8 protein-coding genes are annotated in these 12,120 nt (G+C 31.7%); 2 read left to right on the top strand and 6 right to left on the bottom strand.

Annotated features, from left to right (window positions below; all coding sequences use genetic code 11):
• Positions 1–346 precede the first annotated feature (346 nt).
• On the top strand, positions 347–2,467 hold the full coding sequence (locus BUC31_RS05890; RefSeq protein ID WP_139251900.1) for an Ig-like domain-containing protein: 2,121 nt from the start codon (positions 347–349) through the stop codon (positions 2,465–2,467).
• Between the two features lie 106 nt (positions 2,468–2,573).
• On the opposite strand, the gene BUC31_RS05885 is transcribed toward BUC31_RS05890, so the two are convergent.
• Positions 2,574–3,332 carry a WecB/TagA/CpsF family glycosyltransferase gene (locus BUC31_RS05885; protein ID WP_211573848.1) on the bottom strand — a complete coding sequence of 253 codons (759 nt, stop codon included), beginning with the start codon at positions 3,330–3,332 and terminating at the stop codon, positions 2,574–2,576.
• A 429-nt stretch (positions 3,333–3,761) separates the two neighbouring features.
• Here BUC31_RS05885 and BUC31_RS05880 point away from each other — a divergent pair, with 429 nt between their 5' ends.
• A complete protein-coding gene (locus BUC31_RS05880; protein WP_073242124.1) occupies positions 3,762–5,216 on the top strand; it encodes a right-handed parallel beta-helix repeat-containing protein in 1,455 nt (484 codons plus the stop codon).
• A gap of 41 nt (positions 5,217–5,257) precedes the next feature.
• On the opposite strand, the gene BUC31_RS05875 is transcribed toward BUC31_RS05880, so the two are convergent.
• From BUC31_RS05875 to BUC31_RS05855, 5 genes are all read right to left on the bottom strand, one after another.
• The gene (locus BUC31_RS05875) at positions 5,258–6,115 is read right to left on the bottom strand and encodes a nucleotide-diphospho-sugar transferase (protein ID WP_211573847.1); all 858 of its coding nucleotides are present in this window, start codon (positions 6,113–6,115) and stop codon (positions 5,258–5,260) included.
• A gap of 74 nt (positions 6,116–6,189) precedes the next feature.
• Complete coding sequence (locus tag BUC31_RS05870) at positions 6,190–7,074, bottom strand: glycosyltransferase family 2 protein (RefSeq protein WP_073242120.1); 885 nt, start codon at positions 7,072–7,074, stop codon at positions 6,190–6,192.
• A 23-nt stretch (positions 7,075–7,097) separates the two neighbouring features.
• On the bottom strand, positions 7,098–8,465 hold the full coding sequence (locus BUC31_RS05865; protein WP_073242118.1) for an oligosaccharide flippase family protein: 1,368 nt from the start codon (positions 8,463–8,465) through the stop codon (positions 7,098–7,100).
• A gap of 6 nt (positions 8,466–8,471) precedes the next feature.
• Positions 8,472–9,389 (bottom strand): hypothetical protein, encoded by a 918-nt coding sequence (locus tag BUC31_RS05860; RefSeq protein ID WP_139251899.1) that lies wholly within the window; start codon positions 9,387–9,389, stop codon positions 8,472–8,474.
• A 382-nt stretch (positions 9,390–9,771) separates the two neighbouring features.
• Positions 9,772–12,090: a GumC family protein gene (locus BUC31_RS05855; RefSeq protein WP_073242114.1), complete on the bottom strand. Its 2,319-nt coding sequence runs from the start codon at positions 12,088–12,090 to the stop codon at positions 9,772–9,774.
• Positions 12,091–12,120 lie beyond the last annotated feature (30 nt).

Genomic DNA, 12,120 nt, shown 5'->3' with positions numbered 1-12,120 from the left:
ATAAAAAATAGATTAAAAAATTATCAAGTGTATTTCATCGATTATTTGAATATTTCATCGATTATTTTATTTATTTAAATATTTTTGTAAAAAAATTATTAAATATTTCTTTACAACAAAAAACCAAAATTATACTTATCCTAAATGAGGTTTTCACAACATTTTAAAAAACAATTGTCTAATAATCAATGTCTTGGACAACCAAAACCTTAATTGTATACGTATATCAAAAATATAAACAAAAAACAAATAAAGAACATAGTTAATTATTTAAACAAATACAACCCCAAAGTAATTGTTTAAGTACCACCCACCCCAAAATTACATCTACAATATGAACCTATTTATGCAACGATTAATTTTCAAGAAGATTAATATACTTTTTTTATTAGCAATATTTTCACTTCACTTTTCTTGTAGTAAGGATACGGATATTCTCTCAGAATATGTTACCAACATTAATGAAAACAATAATCAATATGCAGTAGATGATGCTTTTATAATTAACGGGTACGACCCTATAATTTTAGATGTACTAGCCAATGATACATTTGCAGCAGGGCAAAATGTGAAAATTATTCAAACTTCTAATCCAGAAAATGGAGCTATAGAGATTAGTGAAAATCAAAAAATTATTTATACTCCTACAGATACTTCTGATAATGAAGTTGATTCCAATACAGCAGAAACGCCACATGAAGATTCTTCTGATTCTTCTTCCAATGAATCAGAAGAATCAGAAACATCAACTGAAACTTCAGAATCATCATCCGACGATTCTGAAACTGAAGAACAAAACAATCAAGAAACAGACACCTTTGATTATGTCATTGAAGTAGAAGAGGAAGATGGTTCTACTACAACTGAAGAAGGCACTGTAACAATAGAACCAGAAGGAAACGAGGAAACTGATAATACTAGTGGTACCGACGACATAAGTAGTACGAATTTTGTAATCCCAAGCAATTTTGATTGGAGTAATATTCCTGCAAATATGGGTAATGCTTCATGGGAGATTTTTGACCGTTTTGAGCTTAGTGGTCAAGAAATAATATTACCGGAAAATATTACCTTAATTTTTAAAGGTGGCACCCTAGTTAATGGTACCATATCCTTCAACAATACAATAATTCAAACTGAAGACAACCAACGTATTTTTGAATCAATTAATTTAGCTGGAACCCTTGGCACAGAGTTTATTAAGCCTCAATGGTTTGGCGCTTACATGAACGGTTCGACCGATGACAGAGACTATCTTGTAGAGACCCTTAAACAAGCAAATAATACAAATGCCAAAATTTTGATCGATGGAAAAATGTTTATTGATGTTTCGGCTACTGGTACAAAGTCAATTTTCTTGAATGATAATGATTGGATAGAGGGTACATCTGAATCAGAATTAATTATCAACAACTTACGTTCACCAGCATTTATAATAGCACTTGCCGATAATGTTACCTTTAAAAATATAAATATGGTATGGGATCAAACCTATTCTACCTTACCGATTGATTCGCAAACAAATGCCGCCAATCAATTACAGGTAGAAAACTGGTTAATTGCTAATAAAGGAATGTCTTTTTCTGGCGCTGACCCTGCATGGTCGGGAGCAATTTCCTTTTGGGCAGTTTTTAACATTAGAGGCGCCTCAAATATTCTACTAGAAGATGTTTCATTAAGAGTGCCAGATGGTGCAAATGCACAACAATTCTGCCCTTATTTCATGAAGTTAACGACAGAGTTTAACGAAAATACCAGTGTAACGAACGAAAGTACTGACCCTAAAACTCAAACTTCAAACGTTACATTAAGAAGATTGACTTTAGATGGCACAATTATGGGCATACAAGGTAATGTGTCAAATTTTAATGTTGAGACAGTACGTTCGCATAGGTATACTGATATTCAAAATTCCGCTGGAGGTGATATTGGCGGAAATGGTGGTACTTGGTCACCTCCACCTCATTTGTTTTACATCAACAAAGATGGTCAACCGAACGATTCTCGAGAGGTACATATTTCTGACGTAATTGATAATGGTAATTATGTTGGTTCACCTAATGTAAGATCAGGTGGTGGATATTGCAATTCTCTTAAACTCACAGATCATATTACCAACGTAACAGTAGATGGATACTCTTCTTATAGACGAGATGGGCTCGCTGACATTCAAGATATTTCTAATGGAACATTCAAAAATATGTATGCCGAAAGCGAAACCGGTATATTCCAAGATCGTCACAAATTTAACACCTTAAGATTTGTAGGAAATCTAGATAATGTAATTTTCGAAAATATGGTACTCAAAGATAATTCACTTACCTCTACTGTCTATCCTTTGGATAGTGCAGACGGAGAAAACGTTTCATTATCGGGAGTTGAAGTTATTACCACAAGTCCGGGGTGTTTTAGGCTAAGAGGAACAAATAATGTTATAGAAAATTCAAGTCTCAACTTATGTAATTAATATTTAGTAACTAAAATTTTATTTTATTTAGAAATCACTTGAAGTTAGGACTAATTAAAATAAATTTAGAATACCAGAATATTAAAGTTGTATCAGTTCCATTTAACTATAAGCGATTAAATTTAGCCTTTACCATATGCTTAGCAAAAATGCCACCATAATAAATATATCGTCTCCACATTCTTTTAGGTTCTTTAAAAAGACGACCTAACCACTCTAAACCTAAATCTTGCCAAATTTTATTAGGTCTTTCTACGGTCCCTGCATAAAAATCAAATACAGCACCTATAGAGCAGATAATTTTAGCTTCAAGTTCACCTTTATGCGCATAGCTCCATTTTTCTTGTTTTGGAGCAGTCATACCCACAAATAATACATCTGGACTAAAATTGTTCACCTCTTGTATCATTTTTACGTTATCTTCTTCTGTAAAGCTTGGTTTATAGGGTGGCGAGTAACTACCAAATTTCACATTTGGGTATTCTTTTTTCAACCTGGTTTCTATCTTACCTAAAGTTTCGTTTGAAGCACCCAAGTAAAAACAAGAACCATTAATACTATTTAAACGTTTTAATTGAAACTCATGAAAATCTGCTCCAGCTATTTTTTTTACCTTAACATCATTCAACCACTTTGATGCAAATACAATACCAACACCATCGGGCAAAATAACATCACTATTCAAAAGTGCTTCTTTAAAAGTAGCATCTTCTTCTGAAATACAATATGAATATTGATTGATGGTATTCACCAACAATTTTGATTTATTAGGTAAATCATTAAGTGAAGAATTATAAATAGGGTAACCAAGACATAAAACTTCTGAATTAACATCAGTAGCAATCATATAATCATCTAAAATCATAGTAAATACATTCTCTTAAAACCAACTAACCGTTAAATATTAACAGCTATAATTTAGGAATAGCAATTACTCCGGGGGTTATTAGAATTTAAAACCAAAGATATCGAATTCTAAATTATTAACACTAAAATTACGTTTATCTGCAGAAAAGGTAAGTTTATTTTCAATTTAAGAGTATTTAGTAAATGTACTATCTCATATAAATCCATTTTTTCTAGATCTATTTTAATTATTTAACCATCTTATAAAAATTACATCTCTTCATCTGTAATATTTTTTTTTACAAATTATCAATATTCACTCCATAAATTAACCTGTTTATTATTCAAGAACAACATTCAACGGAAAAATCAGTTATTCATAGAGACTAGACAATACAGACTAAACGCTTCAATATTTATTCATGGCCCAATGATATAAATAAACGTTATGGCAAGAATCACATTTAAACCCATGTACTTCAACACTACAGTATTTATTTTACTTGTACTAACATTCCCGTTTTTACAATTAGGGTCTTGTTCGTCTGACCATGATATTCTTAGCGAATCTATAATTAAAGATACCTCAACGGAAGAAGCTGTTTTTATCCCAACGCTTAGAATTTCTAATTTCAGCATACAATCAATTGATAATATAGGTTTGAACACAGATATTATAGGTGTTATTGATGAAGAACAAAATCTTATATATGTTGACATTGATACCAGTAGCATATCTACGCTTCAACTAAAACCTACCATTACCGTTGATTCGGCTGCAACCGTAATACCAGATACCACTACTCCACAAGATTTTAGCGAGGAAGTTACCTATACTGTAACTTCTGAAAATGGAACGGAAGAAAACTATACCGTAGTACCAACAATTGCTGAACCTGAAACAGTAGAACCTGAGATTGTCGAAGCCCCATGCACAAGCATTCGTCAAGATTCAGGTCCAATAATTGTCACTGAAAATAACCAGCGCATAGAAAACCTGCATATTAAAACATTAAATCAGCATGGTATAGAAATTAATGGATTTACAGGCGTCGTCATATCAAATTGTATTATTGATTACACCGGTGCGTATATGGGTATTAAATTTGCTAAGGCAGATAATTTAACGATAGAAAACTGTTCCATTAAATATACAGATGCCCCTTCTAGTGGTCCTTTACCAGATGCTACCAGAAATTGTATTGAGGGATTTGATACTGAGAATTTAGTAATTACCCATGTAAAAGTAGAAGATGGCTCTACCGGTATTCGATTAGATCAATGCGATGAGTCTGTATTGACCTATATTGAAGGTCACAATATGAGAGGTCCTTTTCCTAGAGGACAATTAGTACAATACGATAAATGTATTGGAGGATTATTGGAGAATTTTTCAGTAATAAATGACCGAGAAATTGCATGGACCGAAGACAATATTAGTATTTACAAAAGTGCGGGACAACAGATTAAAAAAGGTTTGATAGTTGGCAACAATAGCCCTAGGGGTGTTGGTGTAATGTTTGAAGATCAAAATACTGAAGGTGCACGTGGAGGTACGGGCGGACTTGTTGAAGATGTTGACTTTTTAGAGATGGGAAATGGTGTTGCATCTTCAGTTGAAGGTTCTGGGAATGTAACTTTTAACAGATTACGTGCGAAGCAAATTATATGTGGAGAGTTAGGACAAGACAGAGGGCTACCAGCATCTAACTCATTAATATTTGCAGCTTTTGATACTTCTGGTGGCAATAAAATAACTGACTGCCTAGTTTATGAATCATGTAATCCTACCAATATCATTTGGCCAGAATATAGTTTTGAAGTTGTAGACTATAGAGATGATATCGATTTTGAACCGAGAGAACCTATTTTACTTGATTTCAACTGTAATTCTGATAACTAATCTGCAACAAAATCAATACCATTGACCCAATTCGTTTAAAATTAGCCTAAGCTTGAATATCCTGGAAATCGCAAGAAGCTTAATATTTTTCTACGTAGAACTGTGGTTTTAAAAAACCAATTAAAATATTTCTTATCTGCTTTTATGTCTCTAATTACAAAACTAGGATGTGCTAAGGGAAATTTTAATTCATGAGCTTCATTTTTTTGCCTTTCATCATTAGCACTTAAAGTATGTGTAGCATCTTCACCAAAACCTAAATTCTTAATCATGTTTTGATGCGGAATTATAGATAATCCTGAATTGATTAATTTGGTATAATCCCACTGATAATCCCACCAAGTAACTTCTTCTGCATTAATTGTTTTTTCAATCTTGCTAAGTCGGTATTTCTTTTCAATAAAATTAGAAAAGTACTTATCGAAATATCCTTTCTTTTTTAACTCCGGATACGTTGACACTTCATAATCATAATGTTTCCAAGCTCTTCTCCAACTAGCCCAACCCCATTCATGACTGAAATAAGAGAAGTAGTACGAGTAATCAGAATCTGAAACATATCCGTTCTGAAAATTAGAACCTCCAATATGCATTATCTGGCTATTATCTCGATATTTTTCTAACAGTTCTGAACAGAATTTAAAAAAGCTTTCTGAAGGCAAACAATCATCTTCTAAAATGATACCTTCTTCTTCATTTTCAAAGAACCAATCAATTGCTTTTTTTGGTCCTAAGCCGCAACCAATATTTTCTTCTCTAAAAAGTGTTTTAACCTCGCAGTCCCAATCCACTAAATCTATGATAGCTCTAGTCTCTTTACAACGTTGCTCATCAGTACTATTTTGTCTAGGTCCATCTGCTGCAACATACAGTTTTTTAGGTCTAGCCTTTTTTATCATTTCAAAGACCTTTCTTGTTTGTTCCGGTCTATTAAAAATAATAAAAAGTAAGGGGGATATGGACAAATCCGTATTCATTTTAAATATTCTTCATTTTTAAATAATTGCCAAACAATAGGAAATAAGGTTTTAAACCACAACAATAAAAAGGCTTGTGGTAGATGTAATGGAAAATGTGTTTTTACAAATTGTAAATATTCTTTATATGATAATCCTGTAGGACTATACAAATACTTTAAACGATCTTTTAAATTACTTTTTTGACTTAACCAACTTACTCCGTGGTCATTAATACAATAGCCACAGTAAGAACTAGAAATATAGGTATTGATACCATTTTTTAAAGCTTTCAGAGTGTAGTCAAAATCCGCTATACCATGTGTATAATTTTCTGTTAGTGATCCAATTTCGACAAATACCTCTTTAGGTACCAACATTATATTGGCATTACCTAACTCACATTTTTGAGGAAACTCATTATTAGGTATTAACATTTTACTTTTAAAAGTCAGTCTATTTAATAGTTGATGTCCGCCATAGGATATCTTTTTTGTATCTGGATCCATAGTTGGTCCCACTATAATACTCTTCGGCTCATTAGTAGCTTTCAAATCACTGAACAATCTGGTAATAGTATCTTCAAAAACAATGGTATCATCATTTAATAGCAAATAGTAATTTGTATTTTTTTCATGCTCATTGGCATATTTCCAGGCAGCTCGCATACCACCGGCCCAGAATAAACTTCCTGACCCTTGTATAATCCGAAGATTATCAAACTTATCCTGCAAATACGCGGTCGTACCATCAGTACTACCATCATCTACCAAGAATATATTCAACTCGAAACCATCATCTAAAATACATTTAGATAATGCTTGCAAACAGCTATACGTTTTCATCTTACGATTGTGAACCGTAAGTAAAACAGTAATTAATTTCTTTTCATTAGTTGACATCATCTCTAGTTTATTACAACTTTTTAAGCTGGTAATTTTCGATTTTTTCTCATTTCTACGTACACCTGATATGGTGCTACTATTAAACCGTTCACATTTGTAATGACAATTGCCATACATATTCCAAAAATACCGTAACTCATCTCTACCGATAGAAAATAAGCTATGGGTACAAAAAATATGATAACAAAAATGGAAATGTAAAATTGCAGGTTTACTTTACCCATACCGTTTAGGACACTAATAAAAATTGAAGAAAAACAATTAGATAGTACAATAAGCAACACACCTAATGATGTTATGAACGGTATCGTAATAATATCACCAATCCATAAGTGATAAATGGTAGGTGCAATCATTAAAACAATAATACTTCCTACAGCAATAATACCCCAGATTAGTAGCAACTTCTTAATTAACTTCTTGATCCAGGTATAATCGTTATTTACCTGGGCATTGGTAACCGAACTCCACACCGGACTAAGTATGATACCAAAAACTAGAGAAGCCACGCTAAACAGCTTAAAAGCGATATTGAACTCCGTAACCTTTTCTGGTGTAAAATATTTACTGATTAAAAAGTTACTTGTTTGAAATTGCACCATATATGCAATGTTTAAAAAGAAAAACTTTATACCAAGAGAAAAAATAGACCCTAAAGTATCTAGTGTAGGTCTTTCTATTTTTTGAATTAAATCTCGTCTTTGAACGATAAAGAAATATGCTGTAAATAAAAATATGGAAAGCACATTACTACCCATAACTACAAAACCCAAATTAAACAATGAAGGCTCAGAAAATTCTCTTAAATACAGAATACCTATTAAACCCAGCGCGTTACCTACCAAAATTGTTCTCGCAATCATTGCCGGTTTTTGTAATGCGTACTGTATAGGATTATAAATTTGAAATATAAACTGTAAGCTAAAAAAGGAAATCAGTAAAAATACAAGCTGCTGCAACTCCGTTCTGTACGAAGCATCAACACCTAAAAACTCATCCCATTTTATTTGATCGGTAAATATGATATTAAGGATAAAGATGAGGGCTGAAATAAGTATTAAAACAGCTGCTGTAGTATGTACTAACTTTCGTTGTTCTTTAATATCATCTAATGCGACCGCCTCAGAAAACTTATTTCGCAATCCATTTCCAAAACCTATATCCAAAAGTGTAAACCAGGTTAATACTGAACTTAATGTTAACCAAATTCCATAACGTTCAGCATTCACAAAATTAATAACCAAAGGAACAAAGAGAAAGTTAATGGCAGTCCCCAAACCTCTTAATATCAAAGAAGAAAACACATTCTTAACCAACAAATTAGTTCTTGAATTTCCTTCGAAATAAGATTTAATAAATACCCTTACTGTATTGTATGCTTTTATCATTATCGGTTATTGGGTATTTGCTACTTTTAAATATTTAGTTTTATAAGCATAAGATAATGCCGAAAAATCCTGATTCTTAAATTTGGGTAAAAACATGAATATGACACAAATAGGCAGCATCAATATAGGTTCCCCAAAACTTAGAATTATTAAAATTAATATGGAATAGATCACATATTCCGTTTTACGGAGATACACCTTACACACAGCTCCATAACGATACAACAAAACAAAAAGACCTACGACTCCAAATTTGGTAATAAAGTCCATGATTCCATTAGAAATATTAATATTATATTCATGTATGTAATATTCATCATATTGGTTACTAACACCTAAAAACAATTTCCAATCAAATTGTTCATATAGAAATATTGCACTAGCAAATCTATTCAAAGGAATTTGTCTTTGCACATCATCATAATAAGTAGACAATTGCTCAATTCTTTTAAGATCCTTAATATCCTGATCATAAATCTCAACTATTTTGTCTCCTAAAAATGGTACATTAGGTATTGCTAATGCAAAAATTATAGCAAAGGCGATAATAGCTACTTTACTACCCTTGTTTAAAACACGATATCTCAAGAAAAATAATAGAAATACACCCAAATAGGCAGTAGTGGATACCGTTGTTAAAATAGCAAGTGTAATAATAAATGCTTCTTTATTTAACTTAAAATCATTCATTAAAAAATTGAACAAAAGTGCTAAAGTCAAAAATGAACCAAAAGCCCCTGGTTCCCAACAAAATCCCGAGTTCCTGTAGTAATGAATAGTATCATAGGTAAATATTAAAAAATTAGTATACCTAGATGATTCATCATTGACCGTTAGGCTTTCGAACGTATTGCCTATCGCTTTAACTATAGCCCCGTTTTGATAAAATTGAATGACATAAAAAACAATGGATATCAGTGCCAAATGTGAAATGACTTTCACTAAATAATAAAGAGTCTTCTCTTTTAATATCAAACAGAACAAATAAGAAGTAAGTACAAATTTGAAAAAGTAAAATACATCACTCTTAAAATAATCGCTGGGTAACTGATTTAATTTGAATCGAAATAAAATGTAAACAAAATAAACTCCAGCACTTATTAAAAAAAACTGCACATCTTTTTTCTTCACCCTTTTAAAATAAAAGGCAACAAATATCATACACACTTCAAAACCAAACCACGCTAAATTAGATTGAACTAAAAAATTGGCTTTAGAAGCAAATAGTAAAAAAAACAAAGTAATAATATAATATATATTCATTGTTGTTTTATCCTGTGTAGTAATTTTGTGTGAAATAAATCACCTATTCGTTAGAAGTTACATCGTTTAAAACCACCATTGGGTTTTTAAACTTTTTGTTCACCTTAAGATCTTCTATTATCGCTAAATCTTCTAGATTAGAGTGATTTTCCCTAACCATACAAATACAACAGTCTGTAAATCTCGAAAGTGCAAAAGTATCTGCCAATTTACCTATTGGTGCTGAATCAATTAATATATAATCGAATTCTTGTTTTAAATTATTCATTAATATTTCCATTCTATTCGAATTGAAAAACTCTAGCCCGTCAATATTTTCAGACCCCAAACCAATTGCGAAAAGATTTGGATTATTATTTACCGGAATTAGAAGATCATTAACGGTTATAGTATTATGATTTTGGTTTAAATAATTAGAAATACCATACTCTTTTTTGGTTTCTCCCAAAGCTTCAATCAATTCAGGATTGTGTTTGTCTAATTCTAGTATTAAAACCTTAGCACTTGATGAAGCCAAAGCGACACCCATGTTTGAAGAGAAAAAAGTTTTTCCCTCACCTTTAATTGCCGAAGTTACTAGAACCGTTTGCACTTTCTTTTTAGAGAGCATAAAGTCTAGATTCATTCTCATCATTCTAAAACTCTGTCCTAATGCACTTTCTTCTTCCCCTTTTTCTATTAGGTTATTTTTAGATTTATTATGTACAATCTCGCCTATAACCGGCACATTTAACTTTGCCTCGACATCTTTCTTATTAGTGACTTTAGAGTTAAGTGCATCTTTTAAATGTATAAAACCTATTGGAACTATAAGTCCCATTAAAAAGGAAATTAAAAGAAATGATTTTTTACTAGGCGAGCCAGATTCAAAATCGGTTATTGCTCTATCAATGATTGTGAAATTATCATTTCTAACACCAACCATTAAAGCTGCTTCTTCTCTTTTTTGCAATAGATATAAAAATAAATTCTCTTTAATACCCTGCTCTCTGCTAATTTCTAATAACTGCCTTTGCATATTCGGTATACGTTGCTTCTTTTCAACAAATTGATCCGACCTACCTTTAATACTATTAATAGTAGTTCTCAAGCTTTGCTTAGATGTAGAAAGACTACCAAGTATATTTCTCCTAAGCTGTTCTAATTGACCCCTAATATCAATCATTCTAGGATTGTTCTCAGGTACGGTTCTTTGTAGACTTTTCTTATCTATTAATAATTTATTATAACTATCAATTAGGTAGATTAAATTTGCGCTTGTAACACTCAACGAATTTATGGTAGATTCACTATCTCCTCTTTTTAAATTACGCTCGATAGCACTAAGAACCTTTAATTCGATTTCAGACTCGGTCAATTTTCTACCATAATCTATTTCTTGTGCAGCAAAAGAATTGGCATCAAACTCAACATTGGCAAGTTCATTTTCTGTTTTAAACTGTGCCACGTTCATTTCTACTTCACTAAGCTCTACGGAAAGCGTATTTAAACGATTATCAATAAATTTTACATTTTCTAATGCTACAGCATTCTTTTCTAAAAATGCTTTATAACCGTACATTTCAACTAGACCATTAATAATATCTTCACCCTTTTCTGGATTTGATTCTTTCAATTCAATATTTATAACCGAAGCATCTTTATTAACTACATAAATATTTAATACCTTTTTTACATAGTCATGTGCTAATTCATCAATATCTCTAAATTCAACAACGAACTCAGCATCTTTTGAAGTCGTTTTTTCATTCTCAACAATATGAAAAATACCGTATGGTTTTTCAATTTTATAACCATAATTATAGGTATTATAGCCATAAGAAGAACTTGAAGTACTAGAGTCTGTTAAAGCATCTTCAAACTCTTCAGTAATACTAAAGCTATCTGCACCTTCAATTTTAATTTTTAAAGTAGTTTCATAAGCAAGTGGAAATAGGGTATCAACTACAATCTTAAAAGGCAGTTCAGAACCATATAATTCTGTCTCAGGAAAAACATCAGGAGCTATAACCTTGCCTTGTAACGACAAACTATCTAACACCGACCGCATTAAATGCACAGAAGTAAGTACTTCAATTTCGTTGTTTACCTTTTCAGAGTTACTAAAAGGGTTATTGTTCACCAAGTTATTACCTGATGCATCAATAGTAGCTGTTTCGTTCTTTAATAGTATTTTACTAGTAACATTATAAGACGTACGAACAAATTGTAAGGCAGCCACAGCTAAAGCCAAAAATACAATCAGAGAAATCAGAAAAAGTTTCCACGATTTAAGGTATTTGGCAAACAGTGCTTTCAAATCAAAATTTTCTCCATTTTCTTTGGAAGACATTTGTGAATCGAAATATTCCTTTTCAGTCATTACATTCAATTTTAGGGTAATTAAGCTTCA

The sequence above is a fragment of the Maribacter aquivivus genome, from assembly GCF_900142175.1.
In the GTDB taxonomy this organism is placed as follows: domain Bacteria; phylum Bacteroidota; class Bacteroidia; order Flavobacteriales; family Flavobacteriaceae; genus Maribacter; species Maribacter aquivivus.
Note: the sequence above shows the minus strand (reverse complement) of the source record. Positions and strands in the feature narration are given on the sequence as shown.

Coding starts and splice junctions, on each gene's coding strand:
- BUC31_RS05890 (WP_139251900.1), top strand. CDS start 347: ATGCAACGATTAATTTTCAAGAAGATTAATATACTTTTTTTATTAGCA.
- BUC31_RS05885 (WP_211573848.1), bottom strand. CDS start 3,332: ATGATTTTAGATGATTATATGATTGCTACTGATGTTAATTCAGAAGTT.
- BUC31_RS05880 (WP_073242124.1), top strand. CDS start 3,762: ATGGCAAGAATCACATTTAAACCCATGTACTTCAACACTACAGTATTT.
- BUC31_RS05875 (WP_211573847.1), bottom strand. CDS start 6,115: ATGATAAAAAAGGCTAGACCTAAAAAACTGTATGTTGCAGCAGATGGA.
- BUC31_RS05870 (WP_073242120.1), bottom strand. CDS start 7,074: ATGTCAACTAATGAAAAGAAATTAATTACTGTTTTACTTACGGTTCAC.
- BUC31_RS05865 (WP_073242118.1), bottom strand. CDS start 8,465: ATGATAAAAGCATACAATACAGTAAGGGTATTTATTAAATCTTATTTC.
- BUC31_RS05855 (WP_073242114.1), bottom strand. CDS start 12,090: ATGACTGAAAAGGAATATTTCGATTCACAAATGTCTTCCAAAGAAAAT.